At 37.5% G+C, this 22,757-nt stretch carries 19 protein-coding genes; 7 read left to right on the top strand and 12 right to left on the bottom strand.

Annotated elements, in window-relative coordinates; translation table 11 throughout:
* The first annotated feature begins 27 nt into the window (after nucleotides 1–27).
* From FSB76_RS02160 to FSB76_RS02140, 5 genes are all read left to right on the top strand, one after another.
* Entirely contained in the window at nucleotides 28–1,278 is a 1,251-nt protein-coding gene (locus tag FSB76_RS02160; RefSeq protein ID WP_147051963.1) for a dihydroorotase, read from the top strand.
* Nucleotides 1,279–1,284: 6 nt separating this feature from the next.
* Nucleotides 1,285–1,953, top strand: coding sequence for a hypothetical protein (locus FSB76_RS02155; protein WP_147051962.1), 669 nt, complete (start codon nucleotides 1,285–1,287; stop codon nucleotides 1,951–1,953).
* Between the two features lie 30 nt (nucleotides 1,954–1,983).
* Nucleotides 1,984–2,559 (top strand): DUF4199 domain-containing protein, encoded by a 576-nt coding sequence (locus tag FSB76_RS02150; RefSeq protein WP_147051961.1) that lies wholly within the window; start codon nucleotides 1,984–1,986, stop codon nucleotides 2,557–2,559.
* Between the two features lie 200 nt (nucleotides 2,560–2,759).
* Nucleotides 2,760–3,320, top strand: a complete 561-nt coding sequence (locus FSB76_RS02145; RefSeq protein ID WP_147051960.1) for a DUF4199 domain-containing protein — start codon at nucleotides 2,760–2,762, stop codon at nucleotides 3,318–3,320.
* Nucleotides 3,321–4,020: 700 nt separating this feature from the next.
* Nucleotides 4,021–5,361 carry an OmpA family protein gene (locus FSB76_RS02140; protein WP_147051959.1) on the top strand — a complete coding sequence of 447 codons (1,341 nt, stop codon included), beginning with the start codon at nucleotides 4,021–4,023 and terminating at the stop codon, nucleotides 5,359–5,361.
* A 122-nt stretch (nucleotides 5,362–5,483) separates the two neighbouring features.
* Here the strand turns inward: FSB76_RS02140 and FSB76_RS02135 are convergent, their stop codons facing one another.
* Nucleotides 5,484–6,515, bottom strand: coding sequence for a LacI family DNA-binding transcriptional regulator (locus FSB76_RS02135; protein ID WP_147051958.1), 1,032 nt, complete (start codon nucleotides 6,513–6,515; stop codon nucleotides 5,484–5,486).
* Between the two features lie 439 nt (nucleotides 6,516–6,954).
* On the opposite strand from FSB76_RS02135, the gene FSB76_RS02130 reads away from it, so the two are divergent.
* Nucleotides 6,955–8,424, top strand: a complete 1,470-nt coding sequence (locus FSB76_RS02130; RefSeq protein WP_147051957.1) for a tagaturonate reductase — start codon at nucleotides 6,955–6,957, stop codon at nucleotides 8,422–8,424.
* Between the two features lie 30 nt (nucleotides 8,425–8,454).
* Nucleotides 8,455–10,107: a UxaA family hydrolase gene (locus FSB76_RS02125; RefSeq protein WP_147051956.1), complete on the top strand. Its 1,653-nt coding sequence runs from the start codon at nucleotides 8,455–8,457 to the stop codon at nucleotides 10,105–10,107.
* Nucleotides 10,108–10,403: 296 nt separating this feature from the next.
* Here the strand turns inward: FSB76_RS02125 and FSB76_RS02120 are convergent, their stop codons facing one another.
* The 11 genes from FSB76_RS02120 to FSB76_RS02070 form a co-directional block, all read right to left on the bottom strand.
* Entirely contained in the window at nucleotides 10,404–11,753 is a 1,350-nt protein-coding gene (locus tag FSB76_RS02120) for a sugar transferase (RefSeq protein ID WP_147051955.1), read from the bottom strand.
* A gap of 261 nt (nucleotides 11,754–12,014) precedes the next feature.
* Nucleotides 12,015–13,124: a glycosyltransferase family 9 protein gene (locus FSB76_RS02115; RefSeq protein ID WP_147051954.1), complete on the bottom strand. Its 1,110-nt coding sequence runs from the start codon at nucleotides 13,122–13,124 to the stop codon at nucleotides 12,015–12,017.
* A 173-nt stretch (nucleotides 13,125–13,297) separates the two neighbouring features.
* Nucleotides 13,298–14,350, bottom strand: a complete 1,053-nt coding sequence (locus tag FSB76_RS02110) for a glycosyltransferase family 4 protein (protein ID WP_147051953.1) — start codon at nucleotides 14,348–14,350, stop codon at nucleotides 13,298–13,300.
* A gap of 7 nt (nucleotides 14,351–14,357) precedes the next feature.
* The gene (locus tag FSB76_RS02105; RefSeq protein ID WP_158642820.1) at nucleotides 14,358–15,212 is read right to left on the bottom strand and encodes a glycosyl hydrolase 53 family protein; all 855 of its coding nucleotides are present in this window, start codon (nucleotides 15,210–15,212) and stop codon (nucleotides 14,358–14,360) included.
* Nucleotides 15,213–15,406: 194 nt separating this feature from the next.
* Complete coding sequence (locus FSB76_RS02100) at nucleotides 15,407–16,222, bottom strand: glycosyltransferase family 2 protein (RefSeq protein WP_147051951.1); 816 nt, start codon at nucleotides 16,220–16,222, stop codon at nucleotides 15,407–15,409.
* Nucleotides 16,223–16,234: 12 nt separating this feature from the next.
* Nucleotides 16,235–16,981: an O-antigen ligase family protein gene (locus tag FSB76_RS32020; RefSeq protein WP_158642819.1), complete on the bottom strand. Its 747-nt coding sequence runs from the start codon at nucleotides 16,979–16,981 to the stop codon at nucleotides 16,235–16,237.
* Between the two features lie 619 nt (nucleotides 16,982–17,600).
* A complete protein-coding gene (locus FSB76_RS02090) occupies nucleotides 17,601–18,755 on the bottom strand; it encodes a glycosyltransferase family 4 protein (protein WP_147051949.1) in 1,155 nt (384 codons plus the stop codon).
* Complete coding sequence (locus tag FSB76_RS02085) at nucleotides 18,734–19,627, bottom strand: NAD-dependent epimerase/dehydratase family protein (RefSeq protein ID WP_225976390.1); 894 nt, start codon at nucleotides 19,625–19,627, stop codon at nucleotides 18,734–18,736. The genes FSB76_RS02090 and FSB76_RS02085 overlap by 22 nt, the downstream gene beginning before the upstream one ends.
* Before the next feature lie 30 nt (nucleotides 19,628–19,657).
* Nucleotides 19,658–20,266 carry an acyltransferase gene (locus tag FSB76_RS02080; protein WP_147051948.1) on the bottom strand — a complete coding sequence of 203 codons (609 nt, stop codon included), beginning with the start codon at nucleotides 20,264–20,266 and terminating at the stop codon, nucleotides 19,658–19,660.
* Nucleotides 20,267–20,273: 7 nt separating this feature from the next.
* The gene (locus FSB76_RS02075; protein ID WP_147051947.1) at nucleotides 20,274–21,626 is read right to left on the bottom strand and encodes an oligosaccharide flippase family protein; all 1,353 of its coding nucleotides are present in this window, start codon (nucleotides 21,624–21,626) and stop codon (nucleotides 20,274–20,276) included.
* A 21-nt stretch (nucleotides 21,627–21,647) separates the two neighbouring features.
* On the bottom strand, nucleotides 21,648–22,724 hold the full coding sequence (locus FSB76_RS02070) for a GumC domain-containing protein (RefSeq protein ID WP_147051946.1): 1,077 nt from the start codon (nucleotides 22,722–22,724) through the stop codon (nucleotides 21,648–21,650).
* Nucleotides 22,725–22,757: the final 33 nt, after the last annotated feature.

Here is a 22,757-nt window from a genome sequence, read left to right as displayed (position 1 = left end):
ACAACAAAATCCCTTAAAGCAGTGCTAATGAATTTGCTTATCAAATCTGCCACTATCCTTGATCCCGGATCACCCTTTCACCAACAAGTTGCCGATATTTTAATTGAAAACGGACTTATCGCCCGCATCGCCAATGATATTGAAGCCGATGCCATGTTATTTGAGGGCGAAGGCAAATATGTATCACCCGGTTTTTTTGATTTGAACTGCAATATTGGCGAGTTGGGATTGGAAACTAAGGAAGATATTAAATCTGGTACACAGGCCGCCGCCGCCGGAGGTTTTACCGGTCTGGCCATGATGCCAAATACTGCCAACCCGGTGCACTCTAAAGCCGAGGTAGAATATCTGATAAACCGGTCGAGAGGGAATTTGGTAGATGTTTTTCCCTTAGGCACTATATCACACAAGCGCGAGGGCAAAGACCTTGCCGAAATGTATGATATGTACCTGAGTGGCGCCAAAGCTTTTACCGATGGTAACCGCCCCGTACAGGACGCTGGCTTGATGGAACGTGCTTTACTGTATGCACAAGGATTTGATGCGATGGTATTTTCCTATCCCGAAGATACAGCGATAGCAGGCAAAGCCAAAGTGAATGAAGGCGAAATTAGCACCTTACTGGGTATGAAGGGGATCCCGTCGCTTGCTGAAGAGCTGATGATTGCACGCGACCTTTACCTGGCCGAATACACGGTATCTAAAATACACTTTAGTACCATATCAACCGCACGCTCTGTCGAGCTTATCCGGGAAGCCAAACGTAAAGGTTTGGAAGTTACCTGCGATGTTGCGGCACACCATTTAATACTTACCGACGAATCCTTATTAGGCTTTGATAGCCAATACAAGGTAAAGCCACCCCTGCGTACCAAAGATGATGTAAAAGCCCTGTTAAAGGGCTTAAAAGATGGCACCATCGATGCTATCGTATCGCAGCATACACCGCACGAAATTGAATTTAAAGATGTTGAGTTTGAGGTAGCAGCTTATGGTATGGTTGGCTTTCAAACGGCGTTGCCACTGGCCCTTGAAGCAGGTTTGCCTGTTGAATTGCTGGTAGAAAAACTGGCCATCAACCCGCGTGAGATACTTGGCGTTGATGTGCCCGTAATAGCCGAAGGTGAAAAGGCCAACCTAGTGCTTTTTGACATTGATGCAGAGTGGGAATATAATAGCAAAAGCAATGTATCAAAATCGGTAAACTCGCCTTTTATTGGCGATACTTTAAAAGGAAAAGTGCTGTTAACCTATAACAACAAACAAATATCTAAATAGAAAAACATGATAGATCCAAAAATAGAAACGGCCTTCCAGGCTGCCTTAGAGGCATTTTCTAAATATAACAGCTTTGATGCAACCGTATTAACCGGCGATTTCGGCGATGTTTTTATTTCCGACGAGGATTTCCTCACAAAGGTTGACGCTTTGGACGAGGTATTTGACAACAACCCACAGGTTGAGGTGCTGCGCGAGGTGTTTTTTGATCTGCTGATGATCAACTTTTTTAGCGCCGATGTAAAAAAACTGGAAGAAGATTACCTGGATACCCCCGAGTGGGAAGATATTGAAGAACAAACCCTTGACCGCGGTACCGAGCTGTTAAACCTGCTCCTGTACTTAAACGAGTGTGAAGACGAGGATATTGAGCCCGAGTTGGAAGATTACCTGAAAGAATTTTTATTGGTTGATGAAGACGAGTTCCAGGACGAATACCGCATTTACGAGCCTATTATAGCTAACCAGATATTGATGGAAAGCCCGGTAGAAGAAATTGCAAACGTAGCCAACAGCTTGCCCGAAGACTCTGAACTGGCCGAACTGTTTTACCCGGTAATGTGCTTTTTTCAAAATATCGATCCATCGCCCGAGGCAAAGGCTATTATAGCCGAAAACGCATTGGAAGCTGATTTTGATATGGCTGTTTTAGAGATCCTGATCAATTTTCAATAGGCAGTTAGGTTGCCTTAATTACATGTAAGCATGAGCGAAGAGATAAACAAAAAAATAAAAGTACAAGGATTAATCAACGGGTTGATTTTGGGGTGTGTGTTATCTGTTGTAAGTATCATTTATTTTTATTTTATGATACTGGTGGCAAAAACTGCTGTTACAGTAACCGTTGGCTCGGTGCTGTTTTCGTATGTGTTGCCAATTGGGATAGCCATTTTGTTTTGTATGAGTCTCAGAAAAAAAATAGGGGGGTACTGGAATGTGCGCCAGGCAACAACCTGTATTTTTATCATGTTTTTTGCTTCGTACTTATTAGTGTTTATAATTAAAGACAATGTTTTTGCCAAAGTTATTGAGCCTGATATGCTGCAAAAAACAGAGACGGCAATGATTGCTGCACTAAATAAATTGAAGGCCGAAAACCCTGCAAACGCAAAGGATGTGGATGCTAAGATAAGTGATATGAAAAAGGCGTTAGAGGGCGAAAAAAATATCACTGTAGGACAGCAAATTCAATCGTTAGGAATTAGTATTATATTTCTGTTTGTGTTGGCCCTGATTTTTGCCGCATTTTTTAAAAACGAACAGCAGGTTTATAGGACCTGAACAGGCGGCGCGTCGATATAACCAATAAGTAGATATGATTTTTGCAGGCCTTTCCCCATCCGGGAAGGCCTTTTTTAATTTGTACAGTAAGCAGTACAGCAGTTGAAGTTGCCGGCAGGTATCAAATAAATGTAGGGTGGCATAGCGGATTTCTAAAATATTAGTTAATTTAGGGAAACAAAAAATAAACCTACAATCTCATGGAAGAAAAAAAAGCCAGCCCGTCTGCCCCCGCAATAAAATGGGCGTTGATTGGCGTAGTAACATCAATAATACTTACTTACGCCTTCGATTTATCGAATATCGACCCTAATTCAAAATTAAGGTGGATAAGCTATATCCCATTTATTACGTTTTTGTGCCTCTCTCAAAAAGAATATCGCGATCAGCTTGGAGGATATTTAACTTATGGCCAGGGTTTTCAGGCCGGGCTGTTATACTCCGTTTTTATGGGTATACTCGCTGCTATTTTTACATACCTGTACTTTGCTATTCTAAGCCCGGAAATGGTTGAAAAAATACTTGCATCGTCAGAGGCACAATTACAAGCAAAAGGCATGTCCCAGGATCAAATTGATACAGCGATGTCCATGACGCGTAAATTCATGAAACCTGGAATTATGGCTGTTTTTGGCTTGATAGGTACTATAATTATGGGAGTAATCATCGCGCTTATTACAGCTGCCATATTCAAAAAAGAGCGCCCTCCGTTTCTGAATGCCGGATATGATGAACCACAGCCGCTCGATTCAACCGTGTAATAATACAACTGATCTTATAACAATTCAACAGGCCTTTTCTGAAAAAGAAAGGCCTGTTTTGCTTTCCCGACTATACAGAATACATTGTGTATAGCGGGTAATGAATGGTAACGGGGTTAAGTGTCGGGACTTTTTATTATCCTGGTCCAGGTAACGTTTGTCGGTAACATAAAAGCGCCGGGTATTATGCCAGTTTTTTTGGCATATTAATGATAACAGACGAATGATTTTCGATGTCTTGCCTGCGCCCGGTTAAATACTTTAAAAATTGCACAGATCCAAGCCGTCGTTTAACTGTATACTAACACTGTATCCTAATACAGACAGTTTATGTACTTAAAATAAAAATAACTTTTCAGTCATTTATTATTTTTCGCTGGCGGCTTACTTTTTTTTGACTAAATCGCCCTCATTTTTCCGAATGACACATTGTTAAGGTACCTAAAGTGTTAGCCTAAAAGCGTATGTTTTTGTTTTTTGGCGTTCTTTTTGCAAAAGAGCAAAATAACAAAACAAGTAAATTGAAAACGAAGATGGTAAGTGTAATTGATTCGATATCTGAATGAAAATTCAACCAATTGGTTCTTTTAATTTCATAACTATAAATCAATTTTCCTTTTTCGAAACAATTTGCTTTTTTTTAAGTTATAGGTGATTATAAAGGCTTTTGAAAAGCCAAAAAAACAACAACAAAACAACTATGAATTACTCTACATTAAAGAAAACAGTCGCATTATCATTTGCTTCTTTGATGGTTGTAGGTATGGCTACTGCCCAAACCGATTCCACCAAAACAGCAACTACAACAATGTCTTCTGAAACTTCTACCGCCAAGGTATTTGGTGGTATTGGCCAGTACAACACATTCAGCATCGGTGTTAGCGCCGGTATCACTGATGGGCTTGTTCCGTTTACCATTAACACTACCAACAAATTTAAAGTTGATTTGGGTTATGGATTGTATTTAAGGCAGCAATTATCGCACACCTTTAGCTTACAGTTAGATTACTTAGGCGGCAAAGTGCATGGTATTGATAAAGAAGGTACTGAAAAATTTGGTTACACAGAATACAAAACATCGTTCAACTCGGGAGCGATAAGCGGTGTGTTCAACATTGCAAGTGTTAGCTTTTTACACCGTAAAAACAGCGTTAACTTTTATGGTTCTGCTGGTTTAGGTTTAGACTTATATAAAGTTAAAGAAAACACTCCTGTTGGCGGAAGTCCGGTTACTAACCCATGGGGCGATAAAACCATTAAAGAACTGTTTGCTCCGGTTGGTGCAGGCGTAAAGTTCAGACTGTCTGACGCGGTAGCTTTAAATTTCGGCTACACAATCAGCTTCGTACAAGGTTATAACTTTGGCGCTATTCACACTTACCCTAATTTTAGTCACTATTCTTATACCTATGGTGGTTTAGAGTTTACTTTAGGTTCAAAATCAAAACAGAACTTAACATGGGTTAACCCGGTTGCACAAATGTATGATGAATTGTACGATGCAGCCTTACGCCAGGAAGTTGAGGCTTTGAAAGGCCGTGTTACCAATGTTGAAACTGCGGTTAGCGACCTGAAAAAAGATTCGGATGGTGATGGTGTTGCCGATCAGTTTGACAAATGCCCAGGTACTGCTGCAGGCAGCGTAGTTGATGGTTCTGGTTGCGTTATCGTATTCCCTAAACCAGATTCATCTGCATTAGCTGCTAAAGCTCCTGCAACTGCTTACTCAAACATCCAGTTTGAATTTGACAGCTCGGTATTACGTACTTCATCTTACCCGGTATTAGATGCCACATCGGCTGATCTGCGTGCTTCGGGTGCCAAAATCGAAGTTGATGGTTTTGCTTCATCTGAAGGTACAGCTGCGCACAACATGTCTTTATCGAAAGATCGTGCTAACTCTGTAAAAACTTACTTAGTTAACTCAGGTGTTGATGCTAAAAAAGTAAAAATCAAAGGCTATGGCGAAACTAAGCCAATTGCTGATAACTCAACAGAAGAGGGTCGTGTATTAAACCGTCGCGTTCAGTTTAAAAAGTAATAATGTTTAATTAAATATTATTTTGCGAAAGCCCCGGATAACCCGGGGCTTTCTTACGTTTATACAACTTTTTTTAAATGATTAAAGCCTAACAGTTATTAATCGCATCTAAAGGAATACTGTTATTTTAATTTTTGCGACGATAATCTTTCAATTAACAACGTATCCACCCGCTCGGTTGTAAAGTCTTCAACCGGCCATTTGCTCTCAATGGTTTTTATAAGCAGTTCTGTGGCTTTTTGTCCTATCTGGAAAGCCGGCTGGCGGACTACAGTGAGCGGCGGGTCAAATAAATCAACAACCTCCGAGTTGGTAAAGCCGGCCAAAGCTAAATCATCCGGTACTTTTACACCCAATTTTTTTAAAATAGACATGCAATTAATGGTCAGCCTGTCGCTGCCTATAAAAACGGCTTCGGGCCGGTCATCCATAGCTAACAAAGCTTTTACGGCAAATTCAATTTCGTCATAAATCATCCCGCCATGCTCGCAATTTTTTAAATAACCAGGTTTAAATTCGATACCGTGCTTAGCCAGGGCTGCTTTAAAGCCGTTAAGTCTTTCAACCGTTATCGATAAGTTATTTGAATTGGTTAGGTGCGCTATTTTTTTAAATCCGGATTTTATCAAAAGTTCTGTAGCATCAAATGCTCCCTTAAAATTATCAGCAACTACCCTATGTGTATTAATATCCGCAGCTATTCTGTCAAAAAATACTATGGGGAACCCTTTTTCATGAAGATATTTATATTGCGATGTATCTGTTGTTTGGGCAGATAGAGAAACAAGCAAACCATCAACATGTCTTGAAAGCAAGTGCTGTACGTTAACCGTTTCCCTGTCAAATGATTCGTGGGTTTGCGTAATAATAACATGATAGCCAAGGTTATAAGCAATAGATTCGATGCCATTGATGGCCTGCGAGAAATAATCATTGGCTACCTCGCACACCACAACACCAATAGAATGGCTTTTTTGATCTTTCAAACTTAAGGCAATAGGGTTAGGGCGGTAGTTCACCTTCTCCGCATACTCCTGGACAAGTTTTTTAGTTTCGGCGCCAATTTCGTAGCTGCCCTTTAATGCCCTTGATACTGTGGATGTTGAAACACCCAAAGCCTTTGCAATGTCCTTAATGGTATAAGATTCAAACATAATTTGGTTCTCTGATCGTGCAAATTACAGCAAGATCAAACGTTTTCAAATATTAAGAAATTATTTTACGACTAAGTTATCGTAAAAACCGGGATTTGTTGTGTTCTCCTATATCGCCAAAAATTACGCAAACGTTACTGGGAACGATTGCGTGTTTTTAGTTGGTCAAATGCTTTTTTTTATAGCCGAGAGCCGTTAATCTTGTTGATGAATTGTCGGTGGCATCGTCCTAACTTGTTCGCAGCTACATGTAGCGTTAAATTCCCCCTCCGGTTAAGTATGGCAAATTCGCATTATTTGCTGCGAGCGATCCATGGTTTTACAATGAAACTTAGATGGCCGGAAGCTGCCGCTGTAGTTTGCAAACAGCAATGCTGCTAATGACCGGTTAGATTTTATCAAAAAAAAATAAATTATAAATACCCCAATCAAACAAAATATGATCCTTTCAAAGTATAACCTTAAAAAAATAAACACAAGTGCCATTGAATTACCGGCCGAACATCTTTTTGAACTGCCGGAAAAAGTACTACAATTTGGCACGGGAGTGCTTTTAAGAGGACTGCCCGATTATTTTATTGATAAGGCCAATCGTAACGGAATTTTTAATGGCAGAGTGGTTGTTGTAAAATCAACAGATACAGGTACTGTTGATGATTTTGATAAACAGGATAATTTGTATACCATTTATTCAAAAGGAATTGTAAATGGTAAGGAAGTAAGCGAGCAGATAATTTCGTCGGCTATAAGCCGAGTGCTTTCTGCAGCTAATGAATGGGACGAGATTTTAGACGTTGCCAGGAGTGCCAAATTAAAAGTGATCATATCTAACACCACCGAAGTAGGTATTAAGCTGGTAAAAGAAGATGTGCGTAAACACCCGCCGGCTTCGTTTCCGGGCAAGCTATTGGCTGTTTTGTATGAGCGTTATATGGCTTTTAACGGCGATGCCGATAGTGGCCTGGTAATAATTCCAACCGAGCTTATTGTTGATAACGGCAAAAAACTGGAGGCGATTGTATTAGAATTGGCCCATTTGAATAAACTGGAGCCCGACTTTATGGATTGGCTGGAAAGTAGTAACAGGTTCTGCAATTCGTTGGTTGACAGGATTGTGCCTGGTCGCCCGGATAGTGCATCGAAAGATGAATTAGAGAGCAGTAATGGCTATACCGATAATCTTGCCATTATGGCCGAAACATATAGTTTGTGGGCCATTGAGGGTGATGATAAAATAAAAGAAGTATTGTCATTTGGCCAGGTTGATGAAGGTGTGGTGATAACGCCTGATATTGAATTATTCAGGGAGTTAAAGTTAAGGTTGCTAAACGGTACACACACACTATGCTGTGCTTTTGCTTATCTATCGGGTTTTAAAACGGTTAAAGAGGCAATGGACGATGCACAGTTTACAAAGTTTATTACGCAACTGGTGTTTGAAGAGATCAGGCCTGCTATCCCTTATAAAATTGATGACGTTGTAGCAGCCGATTTTACAAACAAGGTGTTGGATAGGTTCCGCAATCCGTATATCAGGCATGAGTGGTTAAGCATTTCGGTGCAATACTCCACCAAAATTAAAATGCGGGTTATTCCGTTATTATTAAATTATTACAAATTAAACAATACAGTGCCGGCATGTATGGCAAAGGGGTTTGCCGCCTTTATTCGTTTTATGCATGTTAAAGCAGGGGATGGGGGGCAATATATCGGAAACATAAACGATCTGGAATATCATGTTACAGACAGCCAGGCGGCCTATTTTGCAAAGGTGTGGGAAACCTCCGATAGCGATGCTGTAATCAAAAATATATTAAAGAATAAAGACCTGTGGGATGCCGACCTGGGCATTTTACCTGGTTTTACTACAGCGGTGACAGAACAGTTTAACCAAATTAACAAAGGATAAACACATCGCCGTACAATTAAAATTAAAACAATGAAACAACGAATTATAAAAGTACATCCTGCCGATAATGTACTGGTAGCCCTGGTCGATTTACAGCCAGGCGAAGAGGTTGAATATAAGGGGAATAGTTATAAATTGCTTGAATTTATACCAGCCAAGCATAAGTTTGCAATTGCCGATATTCCACAAGGCGGCGAAATTATCATGTATGGCGTTTTGGTGGGTAAGGCAAAAAGTCCCATTCCCGTCGGTGGTTTGCTCTCAACAGGCAACGTAGTACATGCTGCCAACAGTTTTTTAACTGGCACAAGCCACACCGATTGGCATAAGCCAAACGTAAGCAAATGGCAAAGCCAAACATTTAACGGCTATCACCGGGAGGATGGTAGCGTGGGTACAGCCAATTACTGGCTTGTGGTACCAATGGTGTTTTGCGAGAACCGCAATATTGAGGTATTGCAGGAAGCGCTGGTAAAGCCTTTGGGTTATGGGCGCAAAAAAACATATGAAATAAAAGCCCAACAACTGATAGGTATGATTAAAGCCGGCGGAGAGATCAATGAAGTATTGTATACCGAAATTAATGGTGACACTGCCCAGGCAACCGGTACTAAGCTATTCCAGAATGTTGATGGTATTAAGTTTTTATCGCATACCGGAGGCTGTGGAGGTACACGCCAGGACTCAACTACCTTGTGCGGCCTACTGGCCGGCTATATTACCCATCCTAATGTAGCAGGTGCTACCGTATTAAGCCTGGGATGCCAGAATGCCGAGGTGAAGACGTTGCAGGAAGAGATCAGTAAACGCTCGCCAAACTTCAATAAGCCGTTATATATACTTGATCAGCAAAAAATCGGGAAAGAGGCCGACCTGATGGAACTGGCCATCCGGCAAACTTTAGCCGGCTTAATGCAGGCCAATGCAAACTTTCGTAAGCCGGCACCATTAAGTAAACTTATTATAGGACTGGAATGCGGGGGATCAGATGGCTTTTCGGGTATTTCGGCTAACCCAGCAATTGGCTACACATCGGATCTGTTGGTGGCGTTGGGCGGTTCGGTTATCCTGGCCGAATTTCCTGAATTATGCGGTGTTGAGCAAAACCTGATTGACCGTTGTTTGGATAAAAATAAAGCCGAGCGTTTTGCCAGCCTGGTGAGCAGTTATAGCCAACGGGCCGAGGAAGCAGGCTCTGGCTTTTATATGAACCCATCGCCGGGCAATATAAAAGACGGTTTAATAACCGATGCCATCAAATCTGCCGGGGCCGCAAAAAAAGGCGGTACATCACCTGTGGCCGATGTGCTTGATTATCCCGAAAAAGTTACCAAACCGGGTTTAAATTTGCTTTGTACACCCGGTAATGATGTGGAATCAACCACGGCTGAAGTTGGTTCGGGGGCTAATATAGTTTTGTTCACAACCGGGTTGGGGACACCAACCGGCAACCCGATAGCCCCGGTTGTTAAGATAGCCACAAACACCACCTTATTTAACAGGATGAGCGATATCATCGACATTAATACTGGTACTATAGTTGAAGGCGATGAAACTATTGAACAGGCAGGCGAAAGGATACTGGACTACGTAATTAAAGTAGCAAGCGGCGAAATTGAAGTAAGTGCGGTAAGGCATGGACAGGATGACTTTATCCCGTGGAAAAGAGGGGTATCCTTGTAGTATATTTACAATTACTAAGAATTAAGAGCCAGAAATCAAGATAGCCCAAAAGCGTCAAAACATAAGGGTTTTTCAAACCTTTGATTCTGCGTAAATCGCTTGTTTAAGAAGCTTTATCACTGGTGCTTATCTCAATGAAATCATCTGATTAAGAACACTATCAGAAACTATTTTACCGCAATCAAAAAAGCCAATTAAGTATAAATATTTAATTGGCTTTAATGTTTCCGGTTGCCTTAAGTGGTTATTCCGGTACTTGTTACAATGCACTCGGTAGCGAGATAAACCCTTTGATGTTATTTCCCTTTCAATTGCACCATAACCTGCACTGTTTTTAAAATGATATTCAAGTCGTTGTTTAACGAAACGTTTTTCAAATAAACTAAATCGTATCTAACCCTGTCACGCATTTGTTCTAAATTTTCTGCATATCCGTAATTTACCTGACCCATAGATGTAAGACCGGGCTTTAAACTGAAAAGTTTTTTGTAATTGGGGGATTTTTCTATAAGTTGTTCGATAAAAAACTGCCTTTCAGGCCTTGGCCCAACAATAGACATGTCCCCTTTAATAACGTTCCAAAATTGTGGTAATTCGTCAAGTCTTGATTTTCTGATAATACTTCCCCACTTGGTAATTCGCGGATCGCCATCACTTGATAATTGCGGCCCTAATGCCTCGGAGTTTACAAACATACTCCGGAATTTATAAATGTAAAACGGTTTAAGATCTCTTCCCATCCTCTCCTGTCGATAAAAAATAGGACCTTTTGACGTCAATTTGGTTATGAGCATTAATAATATAAATACCGGAAAACCAATTATCATTACAGAAGCAGAAAATATGATATCAAAACTCCGTTTAAAAACCACAATTTTTAAGGCAAGTTCCGGCTTTGATGTAAGCTGGATAACGGGAAGGTTATCGTAGTTTATAACATTCGCGAAATTATTGGTTAGGAACAGGTCAGAAACAAACTTTATTTTAACTTTCTTTTCATCACCTTTATCTACCAGTTTTTGTAACAAAGACGGCTGGATGCTCTTATAACACACAAATATCTCGTCGGCCTGTTTTTCAAAAAAAATATCGAGCACTTTTTCTTCAGGAAGATCCTGGGTGGTTTCTTCCGGGATAAAATCTATAAAATGGTAACCATACTCGGGGTGATTATAAAATGTTCTTTTTAATCTATCTGCTATGTTATCGTCACCAATTAAAAGAATATGCCTTCTGTTGTAACCTTTTTTCCTGATGTAATCAAGAATGAAAAAGATAGCGGCCCTTTGTAATAGTATCAGCGAAAGAAATAAGGTATAGGTAAAAAGAATTTCCCACCGGCTAACCTCAAAAAACTTAAAAAAGTAAACAACGCCAAGCACCGCTAATGAATGGTAAATAAGCGAAGACAGAATCCGGTTAACACTATGGCTAAATACCAATGGCCGGTGAATAACATAATTTTTAGTTAGCGAAGCAATAGAAATCCATGCCATATTAACCAGAAGTAAAAAAATGGATGAATTTACCTCATTGGAGAAGTAGTTAAATACCAATAAATGAGCACATTGTATGCAAATATTTAATAATATTAGATCACTGATAAAGGTGATTACCGGGACGAGTTTTGAGTATCTTATATTCATAAGGTTAAGGATGCACAAATGTAATATTTTTTCATTAATAAAGCACTAATTATGCCAAAATGATAACAATTACTACTATTACGAATGATAAACCTTAAATGCGACAATAAAGTTTTATTTTTTTTATTAAAAGAACAACTTTTTTTATTTTTTTGTGCTCATTATATAATTCGAAATTCCCTTTTTTTCAACCGTCGGTAGAAAACGTAATAACGTTTTCAATAATTTCGTTGTAATTAAATGCAATTGGGTCGTTAATATTTAGCTTTTAAAAACTTTTAAGGCATCATAAACCATATCTACTGTAATATTTTCCATGCAGTTCTCTTTGACGCCATTGTACTCATAACCATAGTTTAGATAGCCAAAATGACCAGTAATCGGAACAATTGAAACGGTATTTTTGTTGTATGGTCTCCAGCGCAATACATTAGTAGGTCCATGTAAGCAAACTTGATTTTTATTTAATGCAGCAGTGATATGCGCAACACCGGTATTAACTGAAATGGTTAAATAAGATGCGGAAATAAAATGTACCAACTCCTGTAAGCTAAGTTTTCCGCTAAGATCAGCAACGGATACTTTGTGCATTTTTTTTGCAAGACTGAACAGTTCAGCCGATTTTTCGATATCTGAAGGTGCGCCAGTTATTACTATCCAGTCAAATTCCGTACTGATTTTATTAATTAACTCAACCCAATAATTTAAAGGCCATTCTTTCATATAACTTTTATATCCTCCCGGCCAGGGGTGAATAACACAGTATTTCCCCATTTGTTTTATTAACTGAGTGGAGTTATCACTTGGTATAATTGATAATATCGGCTCATGCGGATTACCATTATATAGGGCACTTATTAAGTTTCTGAAATTATCAATTTCATGTAATTTTGCCGAGTGTGTTACCGGAATATCATAAACATAATGCCGGAATTGATTTTTTGAGTTAAAGCCAATCTTTTGATCGGCTTTAAAAAAGGCGGCAAAAATAGAGTTTAATCTTGGCCATGGGCCAAAATCAATAAGCAAATTAAAGCGGCCACTGCTTCTGATTAAATTATATGACTTGGAAACATTTGTTATCGACAGCTTAATGGTTTCATCTATCCCTGGTATTAATTTAACTATTTGGTAGTTGGTATTGCCGGTAAAGGCGGTTATACTGATACCAGGATATTGAGATATTAAATCCGCAATAACTGCCGACATTAATACATTGTCGCCAATAGAGCCCAGGTTAAGTATGGCCAGGCGGGCATTAGGTGTTATAGGCCGAATCGCTTTTCGGCGTTTAAATGCCCCTAAAAGCATTACTAAAGGTATCCCGACCCAACGATCTAATTTGTGAAATAATTTATTGCCTTTCTCCATATAACAGAACCGTTTTTTATTTTGTGATGAATTAAAACACTTACTTTAATAATAGTCTGAAATTATCTGCTCCAGCACAATAAAGCTGCAACAAGCTCAAATTGCTTCCTAAATATTCTCTTTATAGCCGTCAATTGAAAGCCAGTGGTGCACTATCAATGCAGCCTTCAAGGTTAGTCAGATAAAGAGGTTATTGAATCAACTATTAGCCGGGCAGAAAGTTGCCAGCTAAAACGGGCGATATTTCTTTTACCTTTTACAATAAAGTTATTTCGCAATACTTCATCATTCTTTAGCAACATAATCCCTTCTGAAATACTTTTGCTGCTTTGAGGATTTATGTACAGGCTGGCTTCTGCACATACTTCTTTTAAGCTATCAATATCAGATACAATAGTTGGACACCCATAGGCCATAGCTTCTAAAGGAGGAATGCCGAATCCTTCATATAAACTGGGATAGATAAACATTTGCGCGTTTGTGTACAAGCCAGCTAAATGAGCATCGTCAACACGGCCGGCAAATACCACGTTTCCGTTGGTTTTCATCATTTCGTTTCCCTGGTTATTGAAAATTGGACTAACATCCCCAACAATAACAAGTTTGATGCCTTCATTGGGCATTTCGTTAAAGGCTTCTATGAGGGTGAGGATATTTTTTCTTTTTTCTATAGACCCAACTGTCAAAATGTAATTTCCGTAGGCTTCTGCGGTGTATATTGGTGTCGATAAGTCTGATATTCCATTATATATTACTTTTATTTTTAGCGGATTAATTCCAATGTACTTCACAATTTCCGACTTTGAGAAATCACTGACAGTGAAAACTATTCGGGCTTTTTTAGCAATCCTTGGAATCAGAAATTTGTAAAATCTCACAAAGTTTTTATTAAACCAATCTGGATTTACCAAAAATGCAACATCGTGTAGCGTGATAGCTTGATTGCCATAAAAAATGGGCGCTGCATTACACAAGTTTACTAAAAAGGGGTTCCCATTTTTTTTTAAAAATATTGGCAAATCAATTTGTTCCCAAACAACACCTCTGCGTTTTCCTATTATCAGCACATCAAATTCTTCTGCCAGGTGATGGTGAATTATGTTTGATGGCGCAACAAACCTAACCATAGGTATCAACACTTTTAATTGCTTTGCAATTTCTATTGCAAAGCGTTGTACCCCAGTTAGTTTTTGGGTAAGGAAACGCGCGTTTATAATGATATCCATAGCCTTATTAATCAAAAATTTGAGCTGCCTTTTTGTAATGCCAGTCGTTTAAATTTGATTTACTTTTTGTTGTCCATTTTATAATTCCATAATGCCGTTCGCTTTCGTCAACATTTGGTAAGTCAGGTTCGTCTAACAACTCGTATATAAATACAGCTTTTACCAGGGGGTATCCACGGCACGTATTTATAAAAGCTTTTATCCAGGCCGCTTGTTTTCCTTCGGTATATAAATCGCTTCCGTTTGATTGATTTATTTCGGTAAGCCAAATAGGCTTGTGAAATTTTTTAGATAGAATATCTAACAGATCTACATGAACACTTTGGGCGTACTCGTCCATTTTTGAATACCAGTGATAGCCTATTATGTCATAAGCAACATTGTGTTTTGTTAACAGGTCAAAAAAAACATAATGGAACCATCCCCCTGTATTTATAATAATCTTAGCATCGGGCTTTTGATGCTTTATAGCCGCAATCATTCCTTTCCAAAAAGCAGCAACCACCTTTAACTTATCCTGGTCATAATCTTCAGGATCACTACCTGAGGTGCCGCTTTTTGTAATGAGTAAATCCTCTTCATTACCTAATTCATAATAATTAATATAAGCGCCATATTTTTTAACAAATGTGTCGCATATCAGGTATCCTTTATCAAACGATGAAGTTTCATCGTCATTGAAATTCAACCCAAGCATGTATATCATAGGCAACAAATCAATTTTATTTTGTTGCGCTATTGTTGTCATTTCAAAAAAAGTCGCCTCATTTTTGATGTTGCCGTTATAATCAATTGGCACATCAAATCTATATTGCCTGAATTTCTTTTTTTTCAGAATCTCAAATTGCGTTGATAACGACATTTTTGTATAAGCCAGCTGGTTAAGAGGGTGCCCGTTTATTCCGATAGTTAGTTTTGTTTTTTCTATGGTTTCTTTAGTTGGTAAACTGAGGTCTTTTTTGTAACAGAAAAAACAACATGTTATGACTACTGCGAAACAGGAAAATAAAAAAAGGATAGCTTTTATATAATACGACATATTGAACATACCTGATTTTATTTTTTTAACTTACCGGCCAACAGCCACGATAACAAATCCCGTCTTTTGTTTAAATATTGCCCGATTGTAGTATTCAGCACTATTTTTTTGAACACATTCCAATAAAAATACCACTCGGCATATAGTCCGTAATTGTATTTTTTTACCGATAAATAAAACTCTTTGTGACTTTTTTTATAGTTTCTGTCGCTGGTCCCGGCCAGCCTGAAATTGGCCAGCGTTTTATTTATGTGGATAAATGGTATTTTATTGAACAAACAGCGGTGAATGAATTCGCTGTCCATAGCGTATTTAAACTCTTCCAAATACCCACCTAACCTATCGTATATCGACTTACAAATGAAAGTGGAGGGATGAAAAATAGACATTACCCTCCATAATCTATCAGCGTCAGCAATCAGCTCAAAACTGTTTTTATCGTTAAAGTACAAAATATCGCCATAGTAAACAGCTTCCTTCTTTTCATTAGCCAAATAAGCGTCTACAACACTTTGCACTGCAAATTCATTATATATATCATCACTGTTAAGGATGCCAATGATATCACCTGTGGCTTTTTGAATTCCTTTGTTAAATGCGTCACTAATGCCCCTGTCTTTTTCCGTTACAAAAACATCTATGTGCGTACGATATTTGTTAATAATGTTAATAGAATTGTCTGTAGATCCGCCATCAATAATTATGTATTGGATTTTTTTATATACTTGATTAACGATGCTTTGAATGCATTGTTCAATGTAAGCGTCGCCATTGTAAACGATGGTAATTATGGATACCAAAGGCTGCTCTTTTTCCTTATTCAATTCGTTCATAAATTCATGTTATCAGGTTAACAAACCGCCGTCATCGTCTAATATGCTGCTATAGCTAACCGGATGAAGTATTTTATCAAGAAAACTATCTTTAGCACCGTATATTAATATAAGCGAACTCAAAATATAACTTGAATAAGCCTCGCCGTTTAACAACACCAATAAAAAAGGGATTGAAATAAAAAAGTTTATCTTTTTAAACGTTACTCTAAAAAAGCATAGGTATACAAACAAGTATATAAACCCAAGTTGATAACAAAGCTCAGAAATAGACGACGTAACAAACAATGTGTTTTCAGCCTGTTGCTTGCCAATTCCAAATATCGGGTTCTCAGTCGCGATTTTAAATGCGCTAAGTGTAGCGTCGAGCCGATCATTTGCAGAATTGGCAGCGCTTATGTTGTCTTGTGTGAATAATTTATCGACAGTTTGAACATAAAGTATCTCACCAACATTAACATCTGTGACCACGGAAATAAGGAGGCTTAAAAAAACTACAATTGAAATAATAGACACAAAAACAAGCATCAATCTTCTTTTTAATTTCTTATCTTTTGAAAACAGGAATATATCTGTGGCAATGATGATTAGCAAAATAAACCCGGTTGTGGAGAGTGTTAAAAAAATACTATATAAATAAATTAAAATACCTTTCGTCTCCTTACGAATATATATATACCAAAACAAAGCAAAAACTTCATTAAATACCCAGGCACCAGGTTCCCAAAAAATACTTTGTACCCTAAAATCGTTATTCACCCTATCGGTATAAATTATCAAATTATAATATCCGTTTATATCTGCGAACAGTTCATTATAGTGTACAGGAAAGACGCTTAATAATGAATAATTAACTAAAAAAACGGAGCCGAGAACAACACTAACTATGCATAGAAAAAAAATAATCTGCGCGTATTTATCAAGGATAGAGAAAAGTAACTTTTTCCTATAGAAGCCCAATATAAGATAAAGTATTAGGGTAGAAAAGGTATTTACCAGGTCAGGGTCTTTTGAAATATTAACCACCTTTGACAAAAGTGGGAATACAGCCAAAAATATAACAATCGCATTGGGATAAGATATCAGTTTTTTACTAAATGCGTCATACAATAGGTATGCGGTAAGCAAAACGTACATTAACAGCTTAACTGCAGTTGGGAATTCAAATAATAACCACGAGCCATTTGCATACACCATAAATGCAGCCAGGATGTACTCGGAAATGAATTCAACGTTATACTTTTTAATCTCGCTGGTCATGTGTTTGAAATAACGCTTATTGCGGTACTGCCGGTTCAGCTATCAGGAGTCATATGCTTGTTGTTAAAAGCATTACCACCACATATTCTGAAATATATTAAAGGTTTATTTAGTGTTATTACACCTGTTTGTCATAAAATATGTCCAGAAAGTTTCTTGCAAAATCAATTACAGCGGTTTGATGATCGTAATTGATATTGAAAACAATTGTTTTATTTAAAACAGCTACTATCTGTTTTTTTAAGTCCGTAGCATCATGCGGATTGAAAAATAGAGTGGAATCTGGCAACTGTTCTCGGTGTACAGGAATATCAGAACAGATAATGCACTTATTTAAAAATTTGGCGTCTTCAACAACTGTACTCCATCCTTCAAATAAAGATGGCTGGATAACGGCGATGCTGTCACTCATCAACTTTAATTGCTCCTCTCTATCAATAAAGCCTAAGAAGAGCACCTTCTTATCCAAATTATTGATCCTAACATACTCTTTTAAGTCCTGCGTATAATTAGGATCGCGGTGATCATATTCTTTTCCAGTTAAAACAAGCTGAATGTCCGGAAACTCATTAGTTAAGGCTTCAAAGGCTTGTAGTACAACCATGTGGTTTTTATGCCGCCAAAATTGATTAGACGTAATGAGGTAATCACCTTTGATGCCAAATTTAACTTTAAGATCGGCTATAGAAAGCAATTTAAAATTAGGGTTAGATGTGCTAACAAATCTTAAAACTTTTTTGTGGTTGGTATTTTGCGGGAAAAACTTATCAAGGTCGTTTAATGCCGATTGGCTGCTAAAAACGATAGGCTCCTGCTTATCAACCATTCGCTTATAATGTAAAAAACGTAATTTAAGTTCTCGCTTTTTAAAAAAATGTGGTAAATAAAGATCCTGAAAATCGGGTATCCAGCAATAATATTTATTAATGTTTTTTGTATTGATATAAAATTTTCGATAGTAGAAGTTTTGAACAGACTTGCCCGGCAAATCTACCGTTGCTAACTCCTTACCGAATAGTAATAAAAAAATATTATTAACAGTTACCAGCCTCCGGCTTGGTTTATAGTTAAAACCAATATAATTTATATACGGATAGTTAATGTCGATGATATCCGTTAACAAATCTGAATGGTCATGATAAAGGTTTATCTGCGGTTTTTCTGCATCGGGCAAAAAACCGAGTGCTTTGATAATGTTAAGAATGTAATAAGTTCCGCCAATCCAATTCGCATCGTAGTCATAAATTAATGCTACTTGTTTTCTTTCAACCATTTTGCTGTATTAATTAACCCTTCTTCAATATTAACTTTAGGTTCGAACCCAAAACTTCTGACGATAGAAATATCTGCTTTCCAGTTCAGCGGATCACCTGGTTTAACAATATTATTAAATGTAATAACAAGCTCAGGATCAATAGCGCGGCAGAATGTTTCTGCGGCTTCCTTTATAGTGGTTTGTATGCCTGACGCAATGTTAACTGCTTCACCATTAAAAAGCCCGCGCTTAATTATACAATTAATTGCATTCATTAAGTCTGAGATATAAATAAAATCCCTGGTTTCGAACCCGGATCCAAACAGTTCAATGTTTTTAGATCTTAGGGCTTTTTGATAAGTATCCCAAAATAGTTGCTTTTTTAAAAATTCGCCATAAACAGAAAACAATCTCAAATTAATTGTTTTCAGGTTGTATAAATAATAATACTCTTTGCAAATATGTTCTGAATACAACTTATGCCATCCATATGGCGATAAAGGGTTTGCCTGTAGCGTTTCTTTAACAGGTATTTGAGCAGGATTGCCATACACTGCTGCCGATGACATGTTGATAAATTTACAGTCGGGATTGTGCACCCTGATAGCATCTAACAACTTTATAGTATTGGTAACATTAAGTTCAAAATCAAAAACAGGTTGATTTATTGAAACGGGCACACTTCCGTTACCACTGGCATTTATGCAAAAATCAAAAGCATGTGTTAAAAATATCTGCTCAAAATTAGTATTTTGCTTATTAAGAAAAATATAATTTTTTTCGCTGACATCAATTACATCTGCGCCCCATACATCGTGCTCCGTTGAGAAAAAACGGCAAGTGTGAGCACCAATAAACCCCTTTGAGCCAATAACTAATATTTTCATCATTTCTTTATCAGATAATTAAATCTCTTTTAACTATTCAATTAATTTTTTCAGAACCCTGGCAGGGTTGCCACCAACTAAAACAAAAGGAGGTACATCTTTGGTAACAACAGCACCTGCGGCAACGATAGCTCCACGTCCAATTGTTACCCCTTTTAATATGATCACATTGAAATTTATCCAAACATGATCTTCAATTACAATTGGTTTTGTAACTATCGTCCCTTTTTCTTTTGGATGTCCCTCTTTTAGCAATTTTATATATGTTGCGGCTCTTTCAATATAATCAAGTTCATGAGCGGTGGTATCCACTATGTTTACGTTATGGGAAATAAGTACATCATTGCCTATTGTTACATCTTCGCCAGACCATACGCGACTACCGATGCCAACATAACAATTGTTGCCTATTTTAATTTTACCACCATAAGCAAAAACAAGAAGCTCGCCCAAAATAAAAGTTCCTGTGCCAACAACTATACGATCCTTATCATTAGTCATGTTAACGATTCGTGCACTTTCTAAAAAAGTAGTTCCATTGTTGGTAACGTACCTATTGCAATTTGCGCGATGTTCAATATCATTCAACTTGTTTAAGACCTTTTTAAAAGCCCGTATAAAAAAAAATAAAAATTTATTCATGGCTTACTCATTTATTCCAGATACCCGTAGCTGTGGCGCTAATTATCTTTTTATACTGTATCGATGAAAAAATATTGGCGATTATCATTGTGATAATTGTTGCCAACGGTATTCCTATTATTCCTGCATGACAATACCTGACAAAAAAAACAGCCATCGGGATGTTAATTATCATGCCGCCGATGGACAGGTAAAGTTGAACCCTAACCTTACCCACTCCATTTAAAAAATTTGAAAAGATGGCACCCCAATTGGTTGTTATAACATATACACACATAACTATAGTTAAGTTTAACGGAACCAGCACTTTATTATTTGTCCATAACTTATACAACGGATTAGCTACTGCTGCCTGTACCATACAGCATATTGCTAATATCCCCCAAATAAAAACAAGCTTTTTTACCGTTTTTTTTATCCATGAATAATCGCCGGCAGCAAAAGAATGTGTGGTCATTGACCAAAACGGCACCATTATAATTGTAAATAAAATGTTTATGATACTAAAATACTTAAACGAGATATTATACACGGTAACATCCGCGGGCGCAAATAATTGAGCTATAATAAAGTTATCTGAGGCATACAGAACTAATGCAGCTATTTGAATTATAAAAAAGTTTAAGCCAATTTGTAAAAGATTCTTTGCGTAACTAACTCTTACAAATTTTATCGATGGTGTTAGAAACTTATATCTTTTTACAAATAGTATAAAACTAATTAATAAAAAAACAATGATAGGGGTGATGGAATAAACTATGGCAATAGCCGTTAAGGAATTGTTTTTTGTTGTTTTTAGAAAAAAAATTCCGCCCAATATTAGTAGCTGCACTAATGAGTTTATAAAATCGGCCATTGCGGAACGCTGAACAGACAGTAACACAGTATTTATAAGCCGTAAAACAAATTGAACAAATAAAAGGCAAATCGCAATTAAAACAGCGTTGTTTAAATCGCGCGACATTTTTGCCGGAGCATTAAATACCAACGTCCAATCAATAAACGGATTGATCAGTAAAAAGATGATTATCAATATGCCAAATATGACACTTAAAGCAGCGTATGTTGTAGATACATAAATCTTACTTTCGATATCATTATTTTTTGAAATGGATATTGTTAAATGATTACGCAATCCATTCCCAAAACCTAAATCAAATAACGAAAACCAACCCAACACAGCGGTTAAGGTAAGCCAGATACCGTATTGAGTGGTATTTAAAAAACTTAGCACCAATGGGATAGTAAGGAAGTTTATCAGTATGTTCGCTATTTTTATGAATAAGGAAAAAAATACGTTCTTAGCTACTGTTTTGCTCCTGGCATCTTGCGATTGAAAGATTTTTTTAAGTAAGGTCATATACAGAGTATCAGTGCTTCATTAATTAAAATTAAAGATGATAATCCGGTAAGTTCTTTTAACCAACACGATGATAATCGCTATAAATAAACCTAAAATAAACCCTATTACAACTGCTTTTATTTTGCCCAAATGGTCAACCGGTAAAGGCAAAACAGGTGGGTCCACTACTTGTATTAATGGTTTTTCCTGCCTGAAAGATATTTTAGAAATTTCAAGGTTTTTAACTATCTCACTATAGATCGCCGTACTCGCCTGCACATCAATTTGCTTTTTTTGCGACGGTACTCTTAATGATAATAAAGCAGGGTTGGCATTAGGAGCAGCATCTATTGCTGATGCGACGCCACTTATTGCATTATTTAATACAATCCTGACACTATCGGCTTGCCTTTGTAAAGTTTGTAAATTCTGGAAAGTTTTTTTTGTTTTGGTGGCTACATAAAATTGGTTAACATTTTCAACCAGTTTATTTGTAAACTCCTTTGAAAAAAGTTCGTCGATCGATTTTACGTCAACTTCGATAATGCTTAACTTTTTATCTGATTTTTTAACATCCAAATATTTCTTATTTATTATGTCAACTATATCAGTTACGATGCTATCTTGTTTTCTGTTAAATTTTTGAGGATCACCGGTAAAGGCTATGCTATCTATCTTGTCCTTGTTTTTCCACCTGGTCCTTAGTTTGTTAAACTTTATAAACCTGTCAATTAGCAGGCTTTTCTTCCCATTAAAATCAGCCTCTGTTAACAAGGTTTTTTCTATCATTAATCTTGACCGATATAGCGCAAAAATATTTTCTCCAGAAAAAATACCGTCACTACCGCCTGGCAAATCAATTCCTGCTAATGACGCCAATCCCGCATATTGGCTAATTAAACCGCCCTGGCTTTTGTCTTCGAGTACAAATGTACATGTGCCGGTATAAACATCTTTCTTAAAAATGGAGTAACATAGGCTTGCACCTCCCATAATACAGCCCCAAAGCAGAATAAAAGTCCATCTACTGGCCAAGAGTTTTATCAACCTTTTTAACTTCATTACAACTTCCTTAACAGCGATGCTATCAGTTTCAGTTTTATCTTTTTCCTGCATGTAATGCTATGTAACTTATAAAACAATTATGAA

The sequence above is a fragment of the Mucilaginibacter ginsenosidivorax genome, assembly GCF_007971525.1.
Taxonomy (GTDB): Bacteria; Bacteroidota; Bacteroidia; order Sphingobacteriales; family Sphingobacteriaceae; genus Mucilaginibacter; species Mucilaginibacter ginsenosidivorax.
This window is presented reverse-complemented; position numbering and strand designations above follow the sequence as displayed.